This is a genomic window from Streptococcus sp. 9903, assembly GCF_013276625.1.
Taxonomy (GTDB): Bacteria; Bacillota; Bacilli; order Lactobacillales; family Streptococcaceae; genus Streptococcus.
In genome coordinates this window covers 1-24487 of sequence record NZ_VMLI01000002.1, presented here as the reverse complement: position 1 = coordinate 24487, position 24487 = coordinate 1, and the positions used below count along the sequence as shown (strand labels likewise).

Below are 24487 nucleotides of genomic sequence, written 5' to 3'. Positions count from 1 at the left end.
CTATTTGCCAATTTTGTGTTTCAAAGCGATAATACCGATGTTCTTAGGCTCATAAACACGTTGCCAGTTTTTGAATTTAGCCAAGTCAGTGTTTGATGGAGTGATGTTTCCAGCATCCACTTCTGCGCCAGTCCATTTCACACCGTATGGGTGCATAACAAGGGCACGGCGAGTGTAAATCATGTCGTTGCCTTTAGCAGCTTCACGAGAAGTTTCAAACGTAGTCAATCCTGATGGATTTCCTGTATTAAGGCCGATTGAACCCGTGCGGAAAAGGTATGATGTATAAACATCTCCTGTCGGTTTAATGCCATCATCGATAATGACACGGTAACCAAGGTAGGTTGGAATGTTGATAGTCGCAGTTGTTGGCTGGATGTATTGAATCAAGTTGTCTTTTTGTAGTTTAGTGTAAACCGCTGAGTTCATAGCAATAGCAGTAACTTGATCAGCAGAATCTCCAAGCAATTGTTTGGCGTCAAGTACCATAGCTGCATCGATACCAGTAGACGCTTTTGATTGGTCTGATACGTGAGTTTCTTCAAGCGCACCTTTCTCTCCACCGGTACCAGTAGCAAAGATACCATTCAAGGTAGCAATCAAGGCTTTTTGGTCTTCACGTAGCCAATAAGCACCGATACGGTTCAAGATAGCACGTACTGGGTCAGAACCAGCTACAATACCAGTCAATTCGTTGGCAGCCCAACCACGTCCACGATAAAGAACGCAGGCAATGTCTGCTCCAGCAGTAATTTTCCCAGTTTCTAGGGCTTTGTCGCCATTTCCGAGAACCTCAGAATCACCAGTAAGGTCATTCCAGAAAGGCATGTTGACCAAAAGACCACCAGATGTAATGTTTTTAGAGACACGCTCATCTGATACTGCGATACCACTTTGAACGAAAGCAGATTTAGCAGCCGTGTACTGTTGCATGTAGGCATTGTACTGTTGAGGTGTAATCGTGTCTAGAATTTTTGTAATTTCATTAGCCATTAGTTATTTTCTCCTTGTTGTTCTAAAAATTGAGTTAGGTTGACGTCGGGATTGCTCATGGCAGTTTCCCAATTCCCTAAATTAGCACCTTGCCCATCGCCTTGATTTGGCGTGTATTGGGCTTGTTTCTCCCCGTTAAATAGATATGGACTCTTAGCACGCTGAGCCTCGATTTGATCAGTCAAGCCAATCAATTTGCCATCTTTTACAGAGATTTCGTCTTTGTTTAAGATTTTTTCAAAAATTTCTGCGTCTCGAACGCCAGCTTTTGTCAACTCAGCATCGATTAAGCGAGATTTGTTCTCATCTGCTAGTTTCATTTCAAGCGCTTCTGTATCTTGCTTGTACTTAGCTTGTAAGTCCTCTAGCTTTTGCTGAATATCTTCAACATCTGCGCCTTTTTTCTTCAAATCATTCAAGTCTTGGTCACGTTGTGTCAGCTGTCCACGCACGCTCTCCAATTCGCTATCTTTACTTGCCACATCATCCTTTAACTTTTGGATATCCACACCATGCAAAGCGAAGACTTGAGAAATTTGGTCTTCAGTTAAGCCGATGTTTGCCAGTTGTTCTTTTTTCATTTTGAAAATCCTTTCCTCTACGCTAGGCTTTTTAGGTGTTCTCCATCACCAGTCGCTCCGCTTTTGTTAGGACTACGGACTTGTCCAATGTTTGAACCTTTTAACGCCATGCCCAGGGCGAAAAGAAAACCGTACGGGATTCCATACGGTTAGAGCATAAGAAAACCGCCTCGATTTCGATGCGGTTAGATTATTTTTTAATTTCTTTGATTACTTGTTTTACAAATGCTATGATAAACAGCATCAAGAACAAAAATACCAACCACCCAAAAGCGATTGATACCCAATCCCAGATAAACATATTTTTACTCCTCTACATTTTCGTATGTTTCTTTAAAAATGTCAGGTTTACATGGATAAAATTCACCTTGTACACCTTTGATAATGTAGTCACCTTCTGTTGCAACCATCAATCCTTCAAGCGTTTCTATTTTTAGAACTGGATTATCCAAATCAGCATAATCAACACGAACTGGATCTAATCCTAATTCTGATAACTCCAAAATTGATTCTTCTGTATCTAAAAACTGCACAGCTTCAATCACTACTGGTTTTTTACGGTATTTCATTTCTTGCTCCTTTCTGAACATAAGAAAAGCACTTAGATTTCTCTAGGTGCTACTTTTTCTATTTCGTTGATTGTAATTGTTATGGTATCCCAGTCCTTGGGTGAATCACCTATATCAGCAATAAAAGTATCTTCGCTTAGCTTTTCGACAATTGCTGCAGATTGCCCATTTTTTAAAATCACTGTATCAAATTCTTCTATCTTCATCAGAAACCTCCTTGATATAAGCAGACGTAAGGTGGGTACCTTCTTCAGTAACATTCCATGCAACAATAACATTTACAGGATTGTTCTTTATACCATACATTACCATTTTTTGCTCATATCTATGCCCGTGTTCATCTTTCGTTTTTGCTTTCGTTGGATATTTAGGCGCTCTATTTGATATTTCTTCAATCATCTCCCGATAATTGTTCAAGTCATATCCTAAAAGATGTGTAATATTCTTACCTTTAGCAAAACCTTTTGGTCTATCAGGATTGAAAAGATAATGAGTAAATTTCTTCTCACTTATGATTATATTATCTACATTAGGTAGTGTTAGTTGCGGATTTTTTTGTAATCTACTCTGACGCTTAAAATCCAATTGAATCATACCAAACTTATTAACATCATTATACTTCAAATCATAGAAGCCTGCAAATGTTTTGGGCATATTTTGAGAGCCTAAAACCTGCCTATAAGCTATGAACTGCTCCTTGGTTCTGCGGACTCTGTCCTTTTCCAATCGTTCAGCTTGTAGCTTGTCTTTGATAGCAGTTTGACCATATTTATCAAGTTGCTGTTTTCGCCAATCCTTGAAGGTCTGACCACTTTCAACCTCATAGCCTTTCCCTGTTTCAATGTCTCTTGCATAGCGTTTCCCACCTGTTTCTAAGGCAGGAACCGTCGTACATCGACAGTGAGGGTGCATAGTAGGATAATTCACACCCTTTTCTGCATCCTTAACAGGAAATACCTTGCCGTCCAACTCACCACAAATAGGGCATGTGTGAACCTCTAAGGTCGCTAGATATCTGTACTTCTTAATATTGTCGTCTTGGTATTCATCTAACGTTGCCTGAGCCTGAATGCCGTTCGTTTCCGTCTGTAAAACCGTCACTGCACGATTACGAGCACGTTCGAACTCAATGGCTAGAAGCTTACTGGACTGGTCTATCGGATAGCCTCGGTTTAAATCATTGGTTACAAGCGACTCTACTCTACTGACCAGTTCGTCCATATTGCTACCCCAAACACGCTCAGAGAACCGCTTACCTTTGAAGTTTTCGTTAATTGCCTTTTGAAGATACTCTTCTTCTAGACGCTCAGGCTTGAAATTCGGTTCTCTTTTGGTCTGTTTATGATAGTTGTAAGCACGATTTAAGTAAGTTTCTTGGTAGGTTTGTTTGAGGTGTGTTTCTATTCGCTTATTGATTTTACCAGTCATTTCAGCGATATCCATCTCAACACCAGCAAACAAGGCATCTGCATTTGTTTTGACCTTTATTGACCTTGACCACTCTGTTAAATCAGGATGTTTCTTAACAAAGCTAGCAATCTCTTGCTTGGTTTTCATTTGGTCAGTCTTAGTCAGGGATAACAGATAAAATGGTAATGAGTCGCTACGATTTTTAGATACCCTCTCGAACGACTCTAAACGACCTGCAATGCGTTTTAGTGTTCTGCGGTATAAATTATCGATGTAGTCTATTATCTCGCTGAGGTCGTCAATCTGAGCCAGCTCATATAGCAATCTGTCTTTCTCTTCTCGGTTGAGGTCATCAAGAGATTCGATGAAAGCAATCTTCTCTTTTTTATTCAGTTTCCGACTCATGCTCTACCTCTTCCATGTCGTAGAGTTTTTCAGATTGTTCCTCTTGTTCAGCTTTCTGCAAGCGTAGTTCATCCTGCCAATCTTCTACAATTGGATTCGATTTAGCTACGTTCTCTCTTGATGTGATAGTTGCAAGAGTAGAAACTACTTGAGCCATTTCTGTATCGTTATTGATTGAGTTCCGTGTCCATGTTTGCTTGATTTTGAGTTTATCGGATAACCCTAGATGTTTCAAGATCATCTTGACAAGCGTGGCATATCCACTTCTGAACTGAGTTTCCATATTCCCAGCTTTTAACTCTAAAAGAGAGTAAAGGAACTTCAAAGCAACGCCTGAACTGTTCCCTAGTTTATCTGTTTCAGGGTTAACCCCTTGGCCGCTGATAAAGATTTGTTTCTTAGTCCGCTCTAAAATCAGATTTCTAGCTTCTGTTGGGATGTCAATCGCAATGGTTGTAACTCCTGACTGGTCTCCCATACCATCGTTGTCCATCTTAATCATCTTGTAGCGTTTCAAATCTTCAAGAAACTCTTGCTTGTCCTGCCCACCGTAATTTGTAAGAACAAAGATAACCTCTTGGACATCGTCTGTGTCATTGACAAACCCACTAAAGACCTTGTCGTAAACATCAACTAGGTCTTTGATTGGTTTCAAGTCGTTGGTCTCGATTTCATTGTTTTTGAATGGAATAAAAGGAACAAGGCCAAAATCATGCTTGAAACTATTGTCACTTGAGCGGTCGCCATTCATGGTATCAACCAAAGAGATTGCCTGGAATGTCTCTAATTCTTCCAGCGGCTTATTTTCTTCGTGACGATAGAAAGAGCACTCTTTGTCGTTCCAGTATTCGTAAACAGTGTAATTCTTACCATCTGTTTCATCAATACTAGAGTATACTCGCAGTACCCCAATCAACTTTTTATCCAAAGACTTTGAGTAGATTGGTATCACTTCTTTTGAGTCCACGCAAGCATATCTAAACGAGTTATCACTAGCGTCTTTCCAAACATGAAGCCAAGCGATGCCAGCGTTTCCTGCATTCACACAAAGCTGCTTGCTGATACGTTCATAATCGTCTCCTAAGACATCCACGATCATATCATTTACCTTTTTATCGTCCACATCGAAGGTAGGCGGATAGGTCAACGCATAAGCCTTTTTCTGGTCAAGCAATAACTGGTGCCAGTTGTGACTAATACGGTTGTCAGCATTACGAAAGGCATTATCTTCTGCTTTCGCTTCGTTCTCAGCTCCTTTTTTATCGGCAGGCTTACGCTTTCGTTTAATATCATTCTCGTTACGATAGTATTTCTCGGCTTCAGCTGCTTGTGAGACAAACTTTCCGTGCTTAACCATCTGCGACGAGATTATTTTTTTAATTACTTCTATTTCCAAACAGTCATACCTCCTGACTTGAATAATACTGTATAGCAGAAATAACGCAGGGCGTCCATTGCGTGGTCGAATTGTTTGATAGGCTTGTCCTCGCCGTTTGCCGAAGCTTTCTCGTCCCAGACATAAGCGTGGAACTCTTTCAGCGTATTCACACAACTCTCATGTACTGCTATTTTCTCTTGGCCTAACATAGACCCAACAAAACGAATGCCTTCAAGAACATTATTTCTAGCTTTTTTGATTTTATATCCTCGCTTCTTCAATTCAGCAATGAATGAAGCAGCAGACGGGTCAATAATGATTCGTTCGATGTTCGTATCTCCTAGCCAAGCAGTTAGATCATCAGCATACTCAGCATTGGTTTTCTGCACGTTCTCGTCACGACCTGAATAGTAGTATTCCCTTGTTAAGTAATACTTGCCATTGATATCTTTTTCCCACAAAAGAAAAACGGTCGCATTCTGCGTACCGTAGTCGACCGAAACATATTTGCCCAGTTTACTCATTTCTGGCAAAGTTGATACAACATGCTTATCCTTACTGAACATATCGTAGATAATACCTTCTGCAACCGTCCAAAGACCTTGGATATATCGCTGATAGAAAACACCTTGATATTGACTTCTGTAACGCTTCTTGATGTTCTCTGAAAGAGAAAGGTTATCGTCCATGTCAAAATGCAGATAAAGCATGTTCTTTGTTTCTGCTTTGTCTATCCAATTGACTTTAAACCAATGATAAGGCCCGTCTGGGTTGCAGTTAAACCACCACTTGGAACCTGTCACAGAGCAACGCCCTGTGCCCTGGTTAACAAACGACTCTGGCATAAGCGCCACTTCATCGAAAAAGATTCCTGCTAGCGTCAAACCTTGAATAAGATCCTGCGAACTTTCGTCCTTACCACCAAAGATATAAAAATCATTTGACACGTCGCCTTTTGAGATTTCTATCAAATTATCCGTCCGATGATAGACGTAGCTAAAACCCCTTGACTGTATCATAACCAACAACAGTTTTAGGACGTTACGATTGAAAGAGCCAATTGTCTTCCCACACATCGCAAAGTTCTGATGGTTGAATGATGTCATCGCCCAGATAACGAAAGCTAGACTCATAGAAACAGTCTTGCCAGAACGGATAGCACCATCAGCAATAATGCCTTCTGACTCATGAACTGGAGAGTTCCAAAGCCACCAAGTCAGCACTTTCTTCTGCTTTTTGCTAAAAGGTTGAAATTTGAATGTATTGGTTTGCATTCTTAATCTAGCCAAGTTTCTTCAACCACCCCTTCTAGAGATTTAATAAAGCCGTCGTCTTTAACGTCAACTTCTGATGTTCCTATCTGTTTTCTAAGCTTCTCGTTTCCTAGCTTGAGCGCTTCAATGCGTTCTTTTTGCTCTCTCTTATCAAGTGAGTCTTTCGCATCTGTCGTGGTTAACTTGCTGATTTGTTCAAACGCTCTAACGTTACCTTTCATAGCCTTCTGCATCATAACCATCGCTAAAGCCATTTCGTTAGTTGTGTCAAATCCCATATCCTCAAGTTGCTTCTTAACGTTTGGACTTGCCACATCTGCTTGCAGAATCGTTTCAAAAGCCTTTTTTAAGTTTGCTTTTTTTCTTCTAGCTTTACCAGAAGCCACCCCTGCTTTTTTTGCATTTTCTCGGCGTTCGCTCGGAGTTCGTTCTGAATTTTTTATCAAATTTTGCTCATTAGCCATCGCCTCACTTCCTTATCAAAAAAATAAATTTAACTTACTTTTTCAGCGGTAAGTCCAGTCTCTTCTTCCCAACGTTTAATCGTCCGCTCTACATACACAGGATCTAATTCCATTGCATAGCAAACTCTTTCAGAACGTTCACACACCATCAATGTAGAACCTCCGCCATTAAAGCTATCTAGTATCTTGTCACCTTTCTTACTTGAGTTCAAAACACATCTAGCAATCAACTTTAAAGGCTTCATCGTCGGATGAATATCGTTTCTAACAGGTTTATCCTCGTAAAAGACAGTCGTCGGAGATGTATCCTGCATGGTCTTGATGTAAGAAATCAATTCGCTTTTTGTCATTTCTTTTAGATTTTCTTCATCTTCTTCAATGACAGTAGCTAGTGAGCGATTGTCCACAAAATAGTGACTCGCTCCGTCTTTCCAACCGTATAGGCAGGGTTCATGCTTCCATTGATAGTCCTGACGACCTAACACAATAGCATTCTTGACCCAGATAATGGACTGTTTCAGTAGCCAACCTGTCTCTTTTACTGCTGCTCTAAAATTTAAACCTTCCGAATCTGCATGCCAGATATAGAACGCTCCCCCTGGTTTCAAGTGGTTGTTTGCAACCGCAAACGCATCTCTTAGAAACTGTCTAAAACTAACATCATCCATGCTATCGTTCATAATTGTCATGGCTTCATCAGTTCCTCCTTGATAGGCCACGTTGTAGGGCGGGTCTGTAACATATAAATCTATCACCGCACCATCAATTAACCGTGCCATATCTTCAGCAGATGTGCTATCGCCACACATTAAACGGTGTCGCCCTAGCTGAAAAATATCTCCGTACTCTACTTTCGGCTTCTCTTCGGAATCGATATCGGCTTCTTCTCCCGTCTCTTTTTCATCTTCTTCAAAATCATCTAAAGAAAAGTCAATATCTTCGAACCCAAACATCGTCATATCAAAACCAGTAAGTTCATCTAATTCGCTATAAAGTAGTTCAACGTCCCAATCAGCAAGCTCCCCTGTCTTATTATCAGCAAGTCTAAATGCCTTAATCTGTTCCTCTGTCAAATCATCTGCAATAAGAACTGGTACAGTTTTTAACTTTAAAAACTTAGCTGCCTTAAACCTTGTGTGTCCGTTTACGATTTCTCCATCTATCGTTGCGACAATCGGAACCTTAAAACCAAATTCCTTTATAGAATTGGCCACTGCTTCAACTGCTTGTTCATTGTTCCTCGGGTTATTTTCGTAAGGTCTTAGCCATTCAATCGGCTTATCAACAATCTTCACTGTTTCCCTCCTCAAGAAACCAAAAAACACACATCCAAAAGATATGCGTTTCTCGGGTTATATAGTCTTTGACTTTGTTTTTTACAGCCAATTCTGTAAAAATTGGAACGACAGGACTCGAACCTGCCTACGTTTCAGACCCTTTATAGTCATATCGCTCCACCAACTGAGCTACGTTCCAACTGCAAGGCGACTACTACCTTGCCTGTTAATTAGAAATAAATTTTCTGATTTATTTTTTGTAGTCGTTAACGGCGATGTCCGGAATCGAACCGAAGGATTAGAGAACAGAGGAAATAAACCACTTACCTGTCACCGCCAAAACGAGGCCGAAACCTCGGAAAAATATAATAAAGATAAAGGAGACGTCAATGAACGAAATAGAGGGAGGGACTTGACCCCTCAATGCCTTTACGACACCCTGATTTCAGGTACCTCTCTTTTCAATTCTTGACACTACCATTCTAACAGATTTTAGACTTCATGCGCATTCACTTTAGCTCACTTTGTCTATGATTGTCTCCTCTAGTTCGGACTCAGCCTGTTTGCGCAATCTGTAATAAGTTGCCTTACTAATTCTCAAATTGTCGCAAATATCCTCAATGTAAGTCTTAGTAATGTAAGTCATTCTAAGGACAGACCTGCTTTTTGGATTTTTAAGCCTGTTGATCATTCGACCTAATTCAAGTTTTCTGTTAATAACCTCTTTAGTATCCTGCTCTATAGCCTCTTTCATCACTACCAGCTGAGTATAGACATCATCAACTCTTCTAGCCTGTCCACCTTGGACTTTGACACTTGACCACTTAGGACTTGAGAGCAAACCTGCCTCAAGCTCATTGATTTCATCTATACGGCTTTGGATGTCCATGTCAAGGTCTTGTAATTCTTTCAATAGCTCTTTAGCCTTGTTCACTCTCTATCTCCTTTGTGATATAATAATATTATTGAGATTATAGCTGAGGCAGAGAGTGCCTTGGCTTTTTTATTTTATTCTTTATTCGTGATCACACTACCTGCACCGTTAACAGTGACCCAGCCATGCTTCTCTCTGGCTTCTGCTTCTTTCATCCGGATAAGATTATCTGTGATTGAGTCTGACTTAGCTTTGTTGGCCTTGGCTTCACCTTCTGCTTTGATGATACCTGCGTCTGCTTCTGCTTGAGCTTGAACTTTCTTGGTATCGGCTTCAACTTTAGCTTTTTCCTGCTCCTGTTTTGCAGTGTCGATTTCTTTTTGTTTTACAGATTCATTTTTGATTGCTGCTTCAATTTCATCTCCAGCATCCTGATCTGTAATCGTGAAAGAAACAAACTCCAAATCGTAAGACTCAAATTTTTCTTTGAGAGCTTTATCAATCATTTCATAAACTTCAGTACGCTTATTACCGAGAATATCGTAAATATCGTAATTTCCTGTTACAGATTCTATAGCACGCTGAACAGCAGGAGATACTACGCTATTATTCACGTTTTCTAAGTCTGTGTAATTAGAAAATACCGTCATGGCTTTTTCCTTATTGACACGATATTTCACATCGATATTAGTGTTGAGCCACTGACCATCTTTAGTCTGAGTCGTAATTTTCTCCATTGTTTTACATTTTCTAGTGTGGTCATAGTAACTCCTAAAATAATTTTATTTTCTTCTCGTAAACATCAAGTCTCTGTTTAGCAAGATTAAAGATGTCTCTATCTAACTCGCAACCTACATATTCAAAACCTAATTCTTGACAAGCGATTAAACTACTTGCTGAACCAACATGAGTATCAAGAATCTTGTCTCCTTCTTTTGCGTAAGTTTGAAGTAACCAAAGATAAAGACTTATCGGTTTTTGTGTCGGATGGATTCTAACCTCATTTAAGGCCTTATTCCCTTGTTGTATATGACCTTCAGATATCGACTTCCCTTGCATCATACCATTCCACATATATCGAAATAAACGTATGCTGTCATGTAAACTGCAGTATGCTATCTCACAATCTGAGAAACTTGACTTGCCATTAACTTTGTCCCAAATGATACGGCCAGGTCCAAAAGAGTAGTCAAAGTTGTTCACACCCCAAATGATTTGATTTTTTGAAACTCTAAACAACTCATCAAAATAATCTCTATTTGGAATTTTCCACTCCGATGTTTTGCCATACAGTCTATTGACACCAATCGGACTGATTTTTCGACCATAGTATTCTCTTTTTTCTGGGCCAGAAAAATATGGAGGATCTACAATAGCTAAATCAAAATAGTTGTCAGGATATCTTGTCATGACGTCCATACAATCTTCGTGAAGAAATAATTTCATAACATCACCTCATCCCCTACTTTCACTTTCTCATACACGTCCTTTGTAACAACAAACACCCCGTAGTCACGAATGGTAAGCGTGTATAGCTTCCCCTGTCGTCCTTTCTCGACGACTTTACCGAAAATCTCAGCTCCTGCGTTATCCGCCTTGTAGATAACCATCGGCTTCTTTTCTTCTAGTTTTTTTATGTGGATACTCTGCCAGATGTTTAGTCCAGCAGATAGCAAGATCCAGATAGCTATGAATCGTTTCATGTTCACTCCCTGTAATTATTGTAAATTTCAATAGCTGGAATTGATTCATTATCAATAGCAGAAGTAATTATTAGCTCGTTTCCAACTTTTTTCTGAAATTCTAGCAACTCCTCTATCGAATTGATTTCGATAAAATGCCCCTCTGCACTGTTCGGGAATTCTCTTTGTATTCGACCTTTAGACGTTTTATGATTAACTCCTTCAGAAAGTCAACTGCCTTCTATCCTAGAAAATCGCTTATCAAATTCTTCAAATGTCGAACAGCCTCTAACTTCTATTTTTGTGTATTTTTTAATCACGGCGTTAGGAATTTGATTTTCAACCCACCCGCTTGTGCTTGTTAGTAAAAATTCCATCACTCCACCTCTTTTTCTACAGTAATCGTAAATTCATGGTCATTTATGTTTAAAGGTAGAACTACCCCTGTTTTTGAATCGTCTTTTAGCAAATCCAATACAATTTCTAAAACTTGCTTACCTAAAATCAATTGTGTCTCTAAAATATTTTGCTCATCTGCCATCACTTCACCTCCTTGTCCTTAATTTCTCCAGTAAGTCTATTTTCTAAAATATGACTTGTATAGCAAATATCGTTTTTATATGTATAGTGATCAACGGTTTCTTCAACCCATTGATTTTTAGTATACGGGTATCTGTTTGGTCGTTTCATATTACCACCTCATATATAAATATTTCGTATCAATATCTTGTTCTAAAATACACTCTTTCAGTGACTTTAGAACTTCTAAGGCACCACTGACTGTTCCCCATCTATTTTCAGGTTCATACTGCACATACTTTTCAGGGTACCGTTCTAATTCAGAGATACCGCGTTGAATGTTATCTAAAATATCAGCGATGTTGTACGTAGTGTCTTGGTCGAAATCCCAATCCATAGCAATTCTAAACATCTTCCCGAGATTGTAGGTCGGAGAACTATATCTAGGTTCAGCAATACGAATATAATCTCCACTCTCTATTTTCGCTAAGATTTCCAAATCATAACTCATCACTCAACCTCCTCAATCTCAATACCTGGGCAATCGAATACCCAGCCGAAATCCGCTTCTTCCAGTTCTTTACGGGTGTGTGCTGTACGAAATTTATTGTCAATTTTTAACGATGACAACACCCAAGCTTTTTGAAATTTAATAAAGTTTAAGTAATTAAAATCATCGCTTTCCATCCCTTTGAATCTTACATAATACCGCTCCTCCTCCTCGACTTCATAGCCGAATTGGTGAATGTTGACGAGAATTTTAATAAAGTCTTTTGTATCCGATATCCACTTTAAAAAATCGTTATTGTCTATTGAATCTTCCCGTCTAATGCAGAGATTTACAATACTGTTATTGAAGTCGTGATAGTGCAATAAATACCAATCTGCCACACACTGCGGAACTTTGACCGGTTTGGGTTCGTCTAGTTGTTTGATTAGATCAATTGCAGTTTCGGTCGGAATGCCTTTGACTACAGTTCCAAACATATTCAAACCATGAATCCCGATTTCTTCAAATTCTTTAATCAATTCCTTAAGTTTCATCTTCACTAACTCCTCAACTCACCTTGTGGCTTTCCAGATTTCCAAATTCTTGGCCATGGTTTACAAAATATGAACCAATCAGGATAGCGTCAGCTTCATCGTCTTTAACGTTAAGGTCGAATTTATCCGCAACCTTAGCAACTGCCTGCAGCTTCATTGACTTTTTACTTCGGTCCTTGTAACTAAACTTCCAATACTTGCGCCAAGTCGACACGTTCACGAAGTACACATTGTCAGCAATCAGTCGGCCAAGAATGATACCTGTCACAATTCCAATGCTGATCATAGACTGCTGATTTGGTCCCATGACTGAGTTCTTCTCGACCACAATCGACTCAAAATGGCAGTCGTACTTCTGAAGCGCTCTCGATTGAATAGCTCGCAATTCACTAGCCATGAATCGCCCACGCTCAAAGAAAGACTTACTTTTATATTTTAAGACACCACTCTGAACAAGATCAGAGCCGTGAAATACGGCCCAGCCTGTCGCAGTAGTTGAAATGTCTAACGATAATGTCAGAGATTTCATTGCAGTTCTCCCTTGAATCCACAGAGATCAAATAGGTTTCGTTTATTACTCTCAATAAACTCAAAGAACTTCTGAAGTTCGGCCAAGTGGCGCTTTTCTCTCTTGATTCCAAGGCTCGTATGATACTCTGTCGGCATTTTAGGTGTCGCCTTAATATCTAACCAGTAGAGAGGCTCAAACACGTCGCCACTTGTATCAAGAGAAGCATCTGCATCTGTATTTCTAAAATGCATCTGCATATCATATTCAATTTTATTGGTGATCGTGATGGTCTTGTCCACGATTTCAAGTGTGATATCTGTTCCTGGTATGTCGATTTTGTTTAGCATTTATTTTCTCCAAAAAAATGCGACTGCCTTTGTGATAATTGGCTAAATACGGGCAGTCGCTCGTCCAAGGTCACACGACCCTTACTGACGTTTTCTAGTTCGCAGTTTTACAAGAATGCACGGCTTGTTGGTTTTTGAGTTGTTTCCAAAATGGAAATAGTTGGGTTTTGATTATTTCCCCCTCTTAAAAGGGCAATAATTGAATGACAATAAAATCTTCCGATGTTTTTTTAACATCACAAACATAGGCATTAAGTAAGGATTCCTCAGTTTTGTATGTTGTTTGATTTTTAACACTTTCATTCCAACGAATAAATCGAGGTTTTAGTCCGGGCCAACCAGAACGACCAAACAAAGCAATACACTCATCTTTATCTTGATGTATTGCAAATGTGATACCATGAGGACAACCTGTGTCGTGAGTTTCTAGTATGTCTTTTACTTGTTTACTCATCAGACCACCTCCACACGCTGACTCAACGCTTTCGTTTTGCAGTATTCACAATGACCGCATGGCTTTGCCTCTTCTTTCCCTTTTTTTACATCGTCAAGACGCTTTATAAGCATAGATAACTCAGATAACTCGTAATCAAGTTTTTCCTGAGATTGAAAAACAATCGCTCGGGTATCAGGAGTAGATTCTTTAGTCACAGCATAGATAACAGGGGTAAACTCCTTGACATACTTCTCTTCTAGCATTTTCTTATACGCTGCCATCTGCAAGATATATCCCCAAGCTTCGAACCAGCGGACTTGAATATTTCGTCCGCTTGCTTCATCCTGAACCCAGACCATGCTGTCAATGTCTGATTTTGTGGTCTTAATGTCTACGAAATAGCCCTTTTCGACATTGAGACAGTCAATCTTGCCTTTAAATTCCACTCCTTCGATTTCGCCTGTGACAGCAACCTCTTTCTGGCCGACATAATAGTCCACGAACTGTTTGTCAGCTTCCAGTCGCTCAATCATTCGCTGGCCGACTAAGAAGTCAGATTTTAACTGACCTTTGGTTTTACCAGCTTTTGAAATCATGGCATCCGCATTTTCATCCATAAACTTCTTGTGTGCTTCTGGGCTTTCAAAATAGCTGTGAACCATGTTACCAACCAAAAGAGCTGTGTTATCTCGTTGGTCTTCCCACTCTCCCTCTAGCTCTGCCAATGCCCGTGCTTCGCACTCTCTAAATCGCTTGTATTGCGAGATAGACCAGTATTGACGTGCAGAAGCTGCTGAGTAGTAATCTTCTCCAAGTAAGTCCATTGTCATTTCATCTCCACCTTTACTGATTTTGTTTGTGGCTTAAATTGAACGCCATGAACATTGAGCCATTCTTTAAATTGCTCCTTTGTTTCCTTTGCGTTCTCTGCTGGAAAAATTAAATCTACAGTAAATTTGTAACCATATTTTTTAACGCCATCCTCAGAAACCATATTTTGCGATTTTCGGTCTGTTTCTTGCTCTAGGGTATGATTGTCCCCTGAACTGCTTTCTGACCCAAATTCAGGCTGATTTTGGGCGTAGAATTGACCCTGAGTATCTTGTTCCGCTTCTGCTTTAGTCCGTCTAAGCTCATCTGCGTCTGCATGTAAGATATCGATAGTATCCAAAGCAGAGCGACCCTCTCTTAGCAAATCAACGTACTTTTCAGGGTTCAAACCTTTAGCTACCGCGATAGCAGTCATTTCATCAATACGCTTTTTTAGTTCGGTTTCCGCTTTAGTTTTTTCAGCTAATGCCTTATCATCAAGAATTGCTTGCAAAACATCAGCAAGTTTCGCTCCCTGGTCATAACTGCGAATGTAGACAGTAGGTCCGAAACCAGCTTTAGCTGCCGCTTCTGTAATCTGGATAAGTCCAGCTTCACGTTGTTGCTTCTTAGTAGCTTCTTCTGCAACCAATCCGACAATCATCTTAGAAGTAGCTTGATTGATTCGCACATTATCGGCCATAAAACACTTCTTCTTGCTGAAATCGTCAAAATAAATAGCAAATAATTTGATGTCAAGATCGACTCCACTTTCTGCGATTGCAGATTCAAAAGCTTCTCTGACCGTTTCCTTTCGAGCTTCTGTCTCTCTCTCCTCAAACTCCCTGATTTGATTTTTAATGTCTATCTGCAAAGTTTTGATAGGGTCTAGTACAGCATTAACCCATGCTTTCACTTCGTCCAACGGATTAGAGTAGTCTTTCAGTTGGTTTTTGAGTTCTTGTTCAATTTGACGTTGCACTCGTCCCAATTCATCTTTAACCTTAGTATCATCTGACAAAGTTTCTTCTGTCACGATATAGCCAGCGTATTTCTTTTGATAGGCGGCCAAAGCCTGTTCTAAAACTTCCTTTCCTTGGATTTCGATTTCGGCGGCCTTTAGGACGAAGCCAACTTCTAAATCTGTCACTGGAACGAGTTCTAGGCTATCTGTTACATCTTTCAATTCTTCAGTCATTCTAGAAATCCTCCCCTTCTAGCATGTCCATTTGACCATTTTCTGGCTCCTTATCAATTACTTCGCCCGTTTCTTGATCAAAATCTGGAACTTCATCTGCTGGGTAGCTTGTATCTGTGGTCGTCAACTCCTGGTTGATAACCTCTTTTTTTGGTTTTTCAGTCACTTCTTCAGAAGCTCCAAGAATGCCGTCCAATGTTTCAGCAACTGGTTCTTGAGTGACGTCTTTGATTTCGTTCTTGTTTGAAATTGTACTGTCTGCGTTGTCTGCCACAATCGCATCCTGCAATTCGGTAGAAAGTGGCGCATAGGTTGAAAGCATGTGCTTCAATACAGTTTTACGAGCCATAGCATCAAAATCAGACTGCCATGGGCTATACTTGCTAGAGAATGATTGACTGTACTTCTTACCGTGAGCTTGGACTCGTTCCTTGGTCCAAAAGACAGTCTTTTCAAAACCATTGGCCAATCGCATGAATGCAAAGTAACCAACGACTTTTTCTTTCTCTTTTGGCATAGCAGACATGTCCACTTCAAGGTCTTCAGTAAGTGGGTTAAACCCTTTATACTGGCTTTCATAGACCTCTCCAGCATTTAAACGTGTGACTTGTCCGCTTCGTTGTGCAAGCTGGATCAACCCTTTATATCCAACTTGGAACTGCGCCTGGTTCTTGTAAGGTACGATATACGCATAACCAAGGCTAGGCTCGATTGGCAGGTTTAGGACTGCAGCTTTCATTGCAGCGGTCATGATGCTTTCATTGGTAGCTTTAGCTAGTAGGTTGTTATTTGTTACGATACTAAGCAAACTGGCCACGAATTGCTGACCATTCCCATTTACCACTTCTGAGAACTTCTGTTTTACTGCTGGTGAGTTAAAAAATTGTTTGTGTGTTAGTTCGTTTGTCATTTTGTCTTTCTCCTTAAATTGTGTAAAGCTCTTCGCCTGTTTCATCGTCACAAATTCCTAGACCGCCAAATTCTCTAACTTCTCTAGCAAAACGGTTCCAGTGTTCTACATTTTGAAAATATGTTGATTCTGATATTTGTTCGTAACTCATTTTATTCCCATCCTTCTTTTAGTAATTAAACATTGTTCCACAGTATCCAGCTTCTTCTAATGCTAATCGGTTCAAATAGTGTGACATATCGCTAATACTCATTTTTCTAACCATTTTCTCGGTTAGATAATCGCCATCAATTTCTTCTCTCATTGCCTCTCTCAATTCTTGTTTCCATTTTTTGTAATATAATCGTTTTTTCATTTTCTTCTTCCTTTCGTCTTCTTAAGGTTCCAATTCTCACGTTTTATACGTCTGTTTTCGTTTTGCAATTTCAAAATAACGTCCTGTTGTTCGTTGATGATTTGCCCCAGCTCGATACCAAGATGCATATACTCAGCTCGCCAGTTATCGATTTCTGCAAGTAGTTCTTCAATCATATTTCATCACCCACATATCGACGTCTACCGCATCCGATATCCACATACTCGCTTGGGTCAAGTTCTTCTCGTTCTTCAGGCGGTTGCATCATATCTCTGTCATAATCAAACATGAGCATACACCTTTCCAAGTTCCAACACTCGTTTCACATATCTGGCCTTGGATGTTAGCCCGAGATCCAGCAATTCGTTTTTTTCCTCATGGCTGGCCAAAAGCCACACACGGTTTTCAAGTTCAATTCTAGTCATCAGCGTCTCCTTTGCTCTATCCAAAACGCTTTGCATAGCGTGATCTTCGTGGTTCTGGCAAGGCTAATGGCTCAGGTCGCAATCCTTGAGGCGGTTCGTTGTCAAATGTGAAGCCTGGAAAATCTCTGCGAATGTTCTTGCGGATTTGTTCTCTTTCAATCTCACGACCCATTTCAAGCAATTCATTACAAGTTCTAATCACTTGCGTATCATACTCTTCTTGAAGTCGTTTTTCTTCCTCTTTTTGCTTCTCCAACTGATGAACTAGGATTCCTGCGCTGATAAATCCCAAAATCACTGCGCCAGTTCCTAAAAGCTGATTAATTAATGGTGGTTCAAACATTTCTTCTCTCCTATACCCCAAATTGTTTTTCTTTCTTGATATTCTCAAGCATTTCTGATAAAGTTTCTTTCTTCGTACGATAGCGATTACGACTTTTCCATTTGACGAACATGCGAAATCCTTCGTAATCGATAAATACAATCTTATGAGTTGGGTTATCGATGAACTGCTTGAAGTCTGGATGTTCTCGCATTTCACCTGCCCAGACTTTTGCAGTCCCGGGAGTCAACCCTTCCCACCTCTGACAAAGATGTTTGTAATCACCATGCGTAGCTTTTTCGTTCACATCAACTGGCTTATAAGTAATTTCTGTTTTCGGCATGCAATTTCCTCTCTTTCGTGTTATAATTTAGTTAGTTTTTTTAGTATGCGCCTGATTGCCGTCAGGTGCTTTTTTGTTTTATCTTAGTTCATCTGTGCTGATTTCTAATGCGTCAGCGATTTTCTTAACTGTGTCAAAATATAAATCTTTTACCACTCCATCCCTTAAACGATAGATCCCAGCTGTACCAACACCAGCTTTTAAACAAAGTTTATAAACTGTCCAATTTTTCTCTGAAAGTTTTTCAGATATTTTTTCCCAGAGCATGGTTGTTTCCTCCTTATCTGACTTTATTTTTATAGTTTTTATTTCTTTGTATGTCTTTTTACAACATATTGTGCCTTTTGCGACTTTATCTTTCGAAAAAACACCATATATTGACAAACATTGTTTTTTATCATACAATGAAAGTGTGGCTAGGACCTCTCACGTTTTAGTCAAAATTCTAATAGAAAGGAGGAAAAACATGCAAAGAGAATATGTTGCATCTACTAATGTTCGTAGTGTTGGTTGGCAGGACGGAATCTTAGAAGTTCAATTTAATAACGGTAGTATTTATCACTACCATAATGTTAGTGAATCAGAGTACAGCTCTGTCTTGATTGGATCTGTAGGCTCTAATATTCATAGACTGTCTAAACGCCATCCTTACACACGAATAAGCTAATCCAGTAGAGTTTCATCAAGTGGGTGAAACTCTTTTGTTTGCTCTAAATAAACTCCATCTGCTGAAATAACAATCTTTGAATGAAAATCATTTTTTTTAAGGTATTTAGCATGATCCAGCAATCTATCTAAGTTTGTCATCTGTCGCTTACACTTATTAGCTTTATAACTTGTTGTTTCTTCAGCTTTTGAACTTCTAACACAATCGGCAGTTATCTTGACTTCAATCTCACTAAGTCGATCGATTGCTTCTTGCAATTCTTCGGCTTTTTTTGATACTTCTTTACAGGCTTCCTTGAATTTTTCAATACCAGAAACTCCAACATTAAGCCGATATCCTATTGGTCTCATTTCCTTCTCCTTTGTATTTATTTTTCTACCCTCTCTTTTATTTATTTAGAGAAGTAGGACTTGTTGTCTTTTAATATTTATTGTTAGTTAATACTTGTTGTTATTTAATATTTATTAGTGCCTAAATTTTCTGATTTGTAAAATACAGATTTGTAAAATACAGATTTGTAAAAATCGGAAATGTAAATTCTAGCCTGTGGATAACTTAGATATACTTTCATTCAATCTCTGTTTCATGATTTCAAATTGAAAATCGGATATTTTTACATCTGAGAAAAATCTGAAAACACGAACTCCTTTACCACGTCCCATGCCTTTTTTTACAATTCGTAGGTATCCATTTTTTTCTAATATTTTGAAGTAGCTATCAACTGTGTCTCGACTAACACCTTTTCGTTTAGCTATTTCTTCTGGATAGACTTGCCAGTTTGGGTGATTAGCCAGCACCACCATCATAATGCCAACAGCTGTAAAATCTAGCGCAGGATCGTTAATAAAGCTATTACTAACAGCTGTATAATCATCGATTGGATTCCTGAAAGATGAATTGACAATCTAAATTTTTAAAGTCTGTCATACGCTCTCCTTTCTCTTCTCTTATTTTCAATCATTCTTTCTCCTTTACTCTTCAAACTTTTCCCACGACTCACTGATTCGCAATTTTTTATTAATGCGAAGCTTCAAGTCATCACTTCCTTTACCATCTTTGAAAAGTTGCGTGATGGCTGATGGACTAACACCTACAACAATGGCCAAGTCCGTCTGTGACCACCCACGTTTTTCAATTCGCTCTTTTACAAGCTCAATCCATTTAAGATGTTGTTGGCTCATGTGACCTCCTCCTTTTAATCAGTTAAGTTAAAAAGTTAGTAAATTATTTTATAAAATGCTTGACAAAATTAATGTATAGTATTAAAATGAAAGCATAATTAAAAACCTTGATAAAACCTTATATCTATCAACTTATTCGCTCGCCAAAGCTATTTATTTTTTAGATAAGTTTTAACTTCGTTTTTTACTAACTCATTAACTTACAAAAACTATTTTAATACTTCACATTAACTTTGTCAAGTGTTTTAATGAGAAATATTAAATATTTTTTGTCATATTCTCAGAAAGGTTGAAAAATCAATGTTTCAGACATTTGACAGAATTAAAGAACTTGCCAAAAAGCAAGGACTTTCAATAAATTCATTGGAAGAAAAACTTGGTTACAGTAGAAATACCATTTATAATTTAAAAAATTCAAAACCATCTACTGAACGTATTTCAGAAATCGCCGACTACTTCAACGTATCCACAGACTACCTGCTCGGACGAACGGATAACCCTGCTATCGCTGGGAGTGATGAATTCGCTCAAGTAAACGGACAAATCATAGACTTACGCAAAGCAGCAGCCAACACTATGTTATTTGACGGGAAACCACTAAATGAAGATGATATCGACTTCATCACATCCGTCCTATCCGCCCACTTCAAAAGCAAAGGAGAACGCTAATGACTATCACTATCAACTTCACAGAAAAAAATTCCTACATCACGGACTACCTAAACAAACACGGTATCGACACAACGACCATGGATTTTGACGACTTCATGGCACTCATGGAAGATATCGAAGACGCACGAGCAGCCGACCAAGCCTATATGGAGTATTTAGCCGACCCAGTTACTTATACCATGGATGAGGTCTTGGATGAACTAGGACTAACTCGAGAGGATATTGCTTAATGTATCGGCTAGATATTGATAAAAAAGCTCTCAAGCAACTTAAAAAACTAGATACCCCAACCAGAAAACAAATCCTATCCTGGCTTGCTAAAAACATTGAAAACACGACCAATCCACGACAACATGGAAAAGCATTAAAAGCCAACCTTACAGGTTATTGGCGATACAGAGTAGAGAATTACCGCATCATCTGTGATATCCAAGACGATAAACTAGTCGTCCTAGCCGTGGAAATCGCCCACCGCAGAGATGTTTATAAATAACGAAGGAGAACTATGACACTCGCTAAATTCTGCGAAGAATATCAAGTAGAACTTTGTCTCTTCGACGGTTCAAACTGGCACAGTAGCGGTTTCTACAATCCAGACACAAACGTACTCGCTATTGACCACAACTTGACTCCTGAACAACAAATCCAAGTCGCCCTACACGAACTTGGACACAAAGACCACACACGCTCAGAGTACCAGAACGCCCGTCTACGCTGTGAAAACGAAGCTGATAGAAATATGATCCATCATCTCGTAAAAGACGCACTAGAAAACTTAGACGACCCCACAGAGTTTGATTACCTCAAATTCATGTCTTACTACAATCTAAAAACCATGACAAATGAAATCATGGTTAAAGAAGAGTATTTAGCATTAGTAAATTAAAAAAAGGAGTATCAATATGGAAATTGATAAAGTAAAAGCCGATTTAAAACAAGTCGGAAAACGTGTAGCAGACCTCAGTCAAAGCATTACGAATGAAGAGCAAACCAAAAATGCCTTTATTATGCCTTTCTTTCAAGCGCTTGGGTATGACATATTCAACCCTCTTGAGTTTGTCCCAGAGTTTACTGCAGATGTAGGAATTAAAAAAGGTGAGAAAGTAGACTATGCAATCATTTTGGACGGCGAACCTCAAATCCTGATTGAATGTAAATCGATTACTGAAAATCTCACTAAACATGACTCTCAACTATTCAGATATTTCGTAACAACTAAATCAAAATTCGGTATCTTGACAAATGGAAGAGAATATAAATTCTTTACTGACTTAGACGAACCAAATAAAATGGACACAACTCCATTCTTAACAGTCGATGTGACTGATATCAAAGAAAATCAATTCACAGAGATTATCAAATTTCACAAAGAGAATTTTAATATTGATAATATTGTCTCATCAGCTTCTGAATTGAAATACCTCAATAATCTTAAAGCGTTTCTGACTGAAAACATCACTACACCTTCAGATAGCTTCCTCAGATATCTAACATCAGAAATCTATGAAGGTCGTGTGACTCAAAATATCTTAACGACATTTTCTCCTATCATCGTGAAAGGATTTAATCAATTCATCACAGAAAGAGTTAATGAAAAATTAAGTGCAGCACTTAATACAAGCGTTGAAACAAAAGTAACAACCGATATTCCAAAAGTTGAAGCTGAACCTGAAGAGATTGTTGAAGCAGCTGATGAAATTATCACAACTCCTGCTGAGTTAGAAGTCTATACTGTTGTTAAAATGCTTGCTAAGGATGTAGTATCTCCAGAACGTGTATTTTACAGAGATAACCGAAGCTATTTCAATGTTTTAGTTGATGATAATATCAAAAAATGGGTATTACGCTATCGTTCAAATTCAAAGAAAAGCACAATCGAAATTCGTGATAAGGGCATCTTCCCAGTATCTACTCCCCTCGAAGTCGCAAATTATGCCAATGAGATTCTAGAAGTAATTGAAAAATTTGCATAAGATAAAGGAGAACACCCATGAAAAAACTACTAACAACATCCGCTATCTTGCTTTCTGCTACCGTCCTAGTAGCATGTTCTAACAACCAATCAGCTACCAAAGATGGCGTAGAACAACCAAAAACAGAGCAAACTAAAGCAAATGACAAATCTGCTTCTAAAAAGGCTACTAGCTTAGACGATTTTAAAAAAGCACTAGAAAGCAACGGCTTTACTATCAAAGAAGAAATCTCAAAAGAAGCTAGTCTTATTCAAGCCGAATCAGGGAAAGGGTTCATCTTAGAAGATGATACTGCTGTAGAGGTTTACGAATACTACGATAAAAACCCAATGTTTAAAGAAGCTAAGAAAGAAAAAGAGTTAATCGGACATCCTGCTTATATCTACGGAAATTATGTTGTTTTAGTGCTTAATGCTACAGACTCAAAAGATAAGATTCTAGAGAGCTTCAAAGGATTTGAGTAGAGAAAAAGTCAACTTTTCTCATTTTGAAAACAGGTCAAACAAAAAATCCCCACACTCGCCATCGCCAAATTTTGAGTGTGAGGATATCGTCTATAAGAAACAACCATTCAAAAGGTCGTTTTCTTATACCCATTTTATCAAGAAATGAGGTGAAAATCAATGTGGGTAGAACAACATAAAAGCGGAAAAGTAAATTTTTTTGAGAGATATAAAAATCCTTACACCGAAAAATGGTCCAGAGTATCGATTCTCATGGAAAAAGATACTCCTCGTATTCGAAAAGAAGCTCAGAAACAACTTGAAATAAAGATAGCAAATATTCTGAGTGAACTAGAAAGCTCAGAAATGCTTTTTACGGAACTTTTCGACCAGTGGTGGTCATTCTACAAACAAGAGATTAAACGTTCTTCTATCGCTTCATTAAGCGGAAATATCAAAGAGATAAAAGATGACTTCGGAATTGGTATCAAAGTTTCTAAAATTGACCCAAAATATGTTCAATCATACCTGGATAAACTCGATTGCTCAAGGAATAAAAAAGAGCGAAATAAGTCCATGCTAAATCTTGCTTTTGATTATGCAATAGACCTTGGCATTATTAAGGATAATCCAGCTAGGAGAGCTAAGCTTCCAAGAGTTCAAAAGACATTAGAAGATTGGAAAAAGGTAGGACAGAAATATCTTGAAGAAGATGAAATCAAACTACTGCTGAAAGAGTTGTATCGTAGGCCAAGCACCTATCGAATCGGACTACTCTCTGAATTCATGAGCCTGAATGGTTGTCGTATTGGGGAAGCCGTAGGAATTGAACCTCATAATGTTGATTATGAATCTAACACCCTGCAGCTTCATGGAACATACGACCACACGAATGGATATCAAAAAGGTGAAAAAACTTCACCGAAAACCCTGGCATCCTATCGCGAAACCGTCATGACCACCCGTGAAAAAGAGATATTAGAAGAGATGGAGTTCATGAATGAACTGGAGAAGAATACCAATCCTCGCTATAAAGATATGGGCTTCATTTTCACAACAAAAAATGGAGTTCCTTTGCAAACAAACTCTTTTAATCTAGCTCTAAAGAAAGCTAATGAAAGACTTGAAACACCAATCCAGAAAAACCTTACTAGCCACATATTCCGTCACACGCTAGTAAGTCGACTTGCTGAAAACAATGTACCTCTTAAAGCTATTATGGATCGTGTGGGGCACTCCGATGCAAAAACAACCACTCAAATATATACTCACATTACAAAACAAATGAAATCAACGGTAGCAGATGTCATGGAAAAGTATTAGTCTATGCCCCAAAAATGCCCCAAAAGCAAAAGAAAAGCCTGTCACACAAGCTCAAATGCTTGATATGACAGGCTTTTCAAATGCTGATTATTTAACAGCGT

Annotated in this window: 40 protein-coding genes, 1 tRNA gene and 1 pseudogene; 8 read left to right on the top strand and 34 right to left on the bottom strand. The window is 38.8% G+C overall.

From position 1 onward, the window contains the following. From HT696_RS01420 to HT696_RS01270, 31 genes and pseudogenes are all read right to left on the bottom strand, one after another. On the bottom strand, positions 1-993 hold the full coding sequence (locus HT696_RS01420; protein WP_173283157.1) for a major capsid protein: 993 nt from the start codon (positions 991-993) through the stop codon (positions 1-3). Continuing rightward, positions 993-1574: a phage scaffolding protein gene (locus HT696_RS01415; RefSeq protein WP_173283155.1), complete on the bottom strand. Its 582-nt coding sequence runs from the start codon at positions 1572-1574 to the stop codon at positions 993-995. Before HT696_RS01415 ends, HT696_RS01420 begins: the two co-directional genes overlap by 1 nt. Before the next feature lie 305 nt (positions 1575-1879). Further along, positions 1880-2143 (bottom strand): hypothetical protein, encoded by a 264-nt coding sequence (locus HT696_RS01410; protein WP_173283153.1) that lies wholly within the window; start codon positions 2141-2143, stop codon positions 1880-1882. Positions 2144-2175: 32 nt separating this feature from the next. Beyond that, positions 2176-2349 carry a hypothetical protein gene (locus tag HT696_RS01405; protein WP_173283151.1) on the bottom strand — a complete coding sequence of 58 codons (174 nt, stop codon included), beginning with the start codon at positions 2347-2349 and terminating at the stop codon, positions 2176-2178. Further along, positions 2330-3958 carry a minor capsid protein gene (locus tag HT696_RS01400; RefSeq protein ID WP_205380598.1) on the bottom strand — a complete coding sequence of 543 codons (1629 nt, stop codon included), beginning with the start codon at positions 3956-3958 and terminating at the stop codon, positions 2330-2332. The genes HT696_RS01405 and HT696_RS01400 overlap by 20 nt, the downstream gene beginning before the upstream one ends. After that, the gene (locus HT696_RS01395; RefSeq protein WP_173283149.1) at positions 3939-5354 is read right to left on the bottom strand and encodes a phage portal protein; all 1416 of its coding nucleotides are present in this window, start codon (positions 5352-5354) and stop codon (positions 3939-3941) included. The genes HT696_RS01400 and HT696_RS01395 overlap by 20 nt, the downstream gene beginning before the upstream one ends. Continuing rightward, complete coding sequence (locus HT696_RS01390) at positions 5345-6610, bottom strand: PBSX family phage terminase large subunit (protein WP_173283223.1); 1266 nt, start codon at positions 6608-6610, stop codon at positions 5345-5347. The genes HT696_RS01395 and HT696_RS01390 overlap by 10 nt, the downstream gene beginning before the upstream one ends. A 2-nt stretch (positions 6611-6612) precedes the next feature. Next, positions 6613-7074 (bottom strand): stress-induced protein, encoded by a 462-nt coding sequence (locus HT696_RS01385; protein ID WP_173283147.1) that lies wholly within the window; start codon positions 7072-7074, stop codon positions 6613-6615. A gap of 29 nt (positions 7075-7103) precedes the next feature. After that, complete coding sequence (locus HT696_RS01380) at positions 7104-8384, bottom strand: DNA modification methylase (RefSeq protein ID WP_188110382.1); 1281 nt, start codon at positions 8382-8384, stop codon at positions 7104-7106. Between the two features lie 87 nt (positions 8385-8471). Then, positions 8472-8550: transfer RNA gene (locus tag HT696_RS01375), tRNA-OTHER, on the bottom strand. 315 nt (positions 8551-8865) lie between these two features. Beyond that, complete coding sequence (locus HT696_RS01370; RefSeq protein ID WP_173283145.1) at positions 8866-9285, bottom strand: DUF1492 domain-containing protein; 420 nt, start codon at positions 9283-9285, stop codon at positions 8866-8868. A gap of 74 nt (positions 9286-9359) precedes the next feature. Then, positions 9360-9977, bottom strand: a pseudogene (locus HT696_RS01365) (prohibitin family protein); the annotation flags it as partial. Between the two features lie 19 nt (positions 9978-9996). Further along, positions 9997-10671 (bottom strand): DNA methyltransferase, encoded by a 675-nt coding sequence (locus tag HT696_RS01360; RefSeq protein WP_173283143.1) that lies wholly within the window; start codon positions 10669-10671, stop codon positions 9997-9999. Next, a complete protein-coding gene (locus tag HT696_RS01355) occupies positions 10668-10928 on the bottom strand; it encodes a DUF1372 family protein (RefSeq protein ID WP_173283141.1) in 261 nt (86 codons plus the stop codon). Before HT696_RS01355 ends, HT696_RS01360 begins: the two co-directional genes overlap by 4 nt. A gap of 209 nt (positions 10929-11137) precedes the next feature. Continuing rightward, on the bottom strand, positions 11138-11284 hold the full coding sequence (locus HT696_RS01350; protein WP_173283139.1) for a hypothetical protein: 147 nt from the start codon (positions 11282-11284) through the stop codon (positions 11138-11140). After that, complete coding sequence (locus tag HT696_RS01345; RefSeq protein ID WP_173283137.1) at positions 11284-11448, bottom strand: hypothetical protein; 165 nt, start codon at positions 11446-11448, stop codon at positions 11284-11286. Before HT696_RS01345 ends, HT696_RS01350 begins: the two co-directional genes overlap by 1 nt. Positions 11449-11598: 150 nt before the next feature. Next, positions 11599-11937 carry a hypothetical protein gene (locus HT696_RS01340; RefSeq protein WP_173283135.1) on the bottom strand — a complete coding sequence of 113 codons (339 nt, stop codon included), beginning with the start codon at positions 11935-11937 and terminating at the stop codon, positions 11599-11601. Further along, positions 11937-12470 (bottom strand): DUF1642 domain-containing protein, encoded by a 534-nt coding sequence (locus HT696_RS01335; RefSeq protein WP_173283133.1) that lies wholly within the window; start codon positions 12468-12470, stop codon positions 11937-11939. Before HT696_RS01335 ends, HT696_RS01340 begins: the two co-directional genes overlap by 1 nt. A 13-nt stretch (positions 12471-12483) precedes the next feature. Next, a complete protein-coding gene (locus HT696_RS01330) occupies positions 12484-12999 on the bottom strand; it encodes a hypothetical protein (RefSeq protein ID WP_173283131.1) in 516 nt (171 codons plus the stop codon). Beyond that, entirely contained in the window at positions 12996-13328 is a 333-nt protein-coding gene (locus tag HT696_RS01325; RefSeq protein WP_153199852.1) for a hypothetical protein, read from the bottom strand. The genes HT696_RS01330 and HT696_RS01325 overlap by 4 nt, the downstream gene beginning before the upstream one ends. Before the next feature lie 184 nt (positions 13329-13512). Further along, a complete protein-coding gene (locus HT696_RS01320) occupies positions 13513-13782 on the bottom strand; it encodes a hypothetical protein (RefSeq protein ID WP_153192940.1) in 270 nt (89 codons plus the stop codon). Next, a complete protein-coding gene (locus HT696_RS01315) occupies positions 13782-14594 on the bottom strand; it encodes a PD-(D/E)XK nuclease-like domain-containing protein (RefSeq protein WP_173283129.1) in 813 nt (270 codons plus the stop codon). Before HT696_RS01315 ends, HT696_RS01320 begins: the two co-directional genes overlap by 1 nt. Continuing rightward, positions 14591-15772 carry a DUF1351 domain-containing protein gene (locus HT696_RS01310; protein ID WP_173283127.1) on the bottom strand — a complete coding sequence of 394 codons (1182 nt, stop codon included), beginning with the start codon at positions 15770-15772 and terminating at the stop codon, positions 14591-14593. The genes HT696_RS01315 and HT696_RS01310 overlap by 4 nt, the downstream gene beginning before the upstream one ends. Position 15773: 1 nt before the next feature. Next, on the bottom strand, positions 15774-16682 hold the full coding sequence (locus HT696_RS01305) for a recombinase RecT (protein WP_173283125.1): 909 nt from the start codon (positions 16680-16682) through the stop codon (positions 15774-15776). A gap of 13 nt (positions 16683-16695) precedes the next feature. Next, positions 16696-16833 carry a hypothetical protein gene (locus HT696_RS01300; RefSeq protein ID WP_173278841.1) on the bottom strand — a complete coding sequence of 46 codons (138 nt, stop codon included), beginning with the start codon at positions 16831-16833 and terminating at the stop codon, positions 16696-16698. 18 nt (positions 16834-16851) lie between these two features. Beyond that, a complete protein-coding gene (locus HT696_RS01295) occupies positions 16852-17037 on the bottom strand; it encodes a hypothetical protein (RefSeq protein ID WP_000746960.1) in 186 nt (61 codons plus the stop codon). Next, entirely contained in the window at positions 17034-17213 is a 180-nt protein-coding gene (locus tag HT696_RS01290; RefSeq protein WP_173283123.1) for a hypothetical protein, read from the bottom strand. Before HT696_RS01290 ends, HT696_RS01295 begins: the two co-directional genes overlap by 4 nt. 105 nt (positions 17214-17318) lie before the next feature. Beyond that, the gene (locus HT696_RS01285) at positions 17319-17462 is read right to left on the bottom strand and encodes a hypothetical protein (protein ID WP_173283121.1); all 144 of its coding nucleotides are present in this window, start codon (positions 17460-17462) and stop codon (positions 17319-17321) included. Between the two features lie 16 nt (positions 17463-17478). Continuing rightward, complete coding sequence (locus HT696_RS01280; protein ID WP_173283118.1) at positions 17479-17805, bottom strand: hypothetical protein; 327 nt, start codon at positions 17803-17805, stop codon at positions 17479-17481. 10 nt (positions 17806-17815) lie between these two features. Then, on the bottom strand, positions 17816-18127 hold the full coding sequence (locus HT696_RS01275; protein ID WP_112444035.1) for an excisionase: 312 nt from the start codon (positions 18125-18127) through the stop codon (positions 17816-17818). Positions 18128-18205: 78 nt separating this feature from the next. Then, positions 18206-18394, bottom strand: coding sequence for a helix-turn-helix transcriptional regulator (locus HT696_RS01270; protein WP_156013059.1), 189 nt, complete (start codon positions 18392-18394; stop codon positions 18206-18208). 199 nt (positions 18395-18593) lie between these two features. Between HT696_RS01270 and HT696_RS01265 the strand changes: the two genes are divergently transcribed. Continuing rightward, a complete protein-coding gene (locus HT696_RS01265) occupies positions 18594-18794 on the top strand; it encodes a KTSC domain-containing protein (protein ID WP_173283116.1) in 201 nt (66 codons plus the stop codon). Here the strand turns inward: HT696_RS01265 and HT696_RS01260 are convergent. The 3 genes from HT696_RS01260 to HT696_RS01250 form a co-directional block, all read right to left on the bottom strand. Further along, entirely contained in the window at positions 18791-19144 is a 354-nt protein-coding gene (locus tag HT696_RS01260) for a hypothetical protein (protein WP_173283079.1), read from the bottom strand. The genes HT696_RS01265 and HT696_RS01260 overlap by 4 nt on opposite strands. 189 nt (positions 19145-19333) lie before the next feature. Continuing rightward, a complete protein-coding gene (locus HT696_RS01255; protein ID WP_061369489.1) occupies positions 19334-19600 on the bottom strand; it encodes an HTH domain-containing protein in 267 nt (88 codons plus the stop codon). Positions 19601-19765: 165 nt separating this feature from the next. Then, the gene (locus HT696_RS01250) at positions 19766-19975 is read right to left on the bottom strand and encodes a helix-turn-helix transcriptional regulator (protein ID WP_033686199.1); all 210 of its coding nucleotides are present in this window, start codon (positions 19973-19975) and stop codon (positions 19766-19768) included. Positions 19976-20275: 300 nt separating this feature from the next. On the opposite strand from HT696_RS01250, the gene HT696_RS01245 reads away from it, so the two are divergent. From HT696_RS01245 to HT696_RS01215, 7 genes are all read left to right on the top strand, one after another. Then, on the top strand, positions 20276-20644 hold the full coding sequence (locus HT696_RS01245; protein WP_173278859.1) for a helix-turn-helix transcriptional regulator: 369 nt from the start codon (positions 20276-20278) through the stop codon (positions 20642-20644). Then, positions 20644-20877, top strand: coding sequence for a hypothetical protein (locus HT696_RS01240; protein WP_049512785.1), 234 nt, complete (start codon positions 20644-20646; stop codon positions 20875-20877). Before HT696_RS01245 ends, HT696_RS01240 begins: the two co-directional genes overlap by 1 nt. After that, a complete protein-coding gene (locus HT696_RS01235) occupies positions 20877-21140 on the top strand; it encodes a type II toxin-antitoxin system RelE/ParE family toxin (RefSeq protein ID WP_173283114.1) in 264 nt (87 codons plus the stop codon). The genes HT696_RS01240 and HT696_RS01235 overlap by 1 nt, the downstream gene beginning before the upstream one ends. Positions 21141-21152: 12 nt before the next feature. Further along, positions 21153-21533, top strand: coding sequence for an ImmA/IrrE family metallo-endopeptidase (locus HT696_RS01230; protein WP_173283112.1), 381 nt, complete (start codon positions 21153-21155; stop codon positions 21531-21533). A gap of 16 nt (positions 21534-21549) precedes the next feature. Continuing rightward, positions 21550-22620 (top strand): type I restriction endonuclease, encoded by a 1071-nt coding sequence (locus tag HT696_RS01225; protein ID WP_173283102.1) that lies wholly within the window; start codon positions 21550-21552, stop codon positions 22618-22620. Between the two features lie 17 nt (positions 22621-22637). Further along, positions 22638-23084 carry a hypothetical protein gene (locus HT696_RS01220; RefSeq protein ID WP_173283093.1) on the top strand — a complete coding sequence of 149 codons (447 nt, stop codon included), beginning with the start codon at positions 22638-22640 and terminating at the stop codon, positions 23082-23084. 159 nt (positions 23085-23243) lie between these two features. Beyond that, positions 23244-24386, top strand: a complete 1143-nt coding sequence (locus tag HT696_RS01215) for a site-specific integrase (RefSeq protein ID WP_173283083.1) — start codon at positions 23244-23246, stop codon at positions 24384-24386. Positions 24387-24487 lie beyond the last annotated feature (101 nt).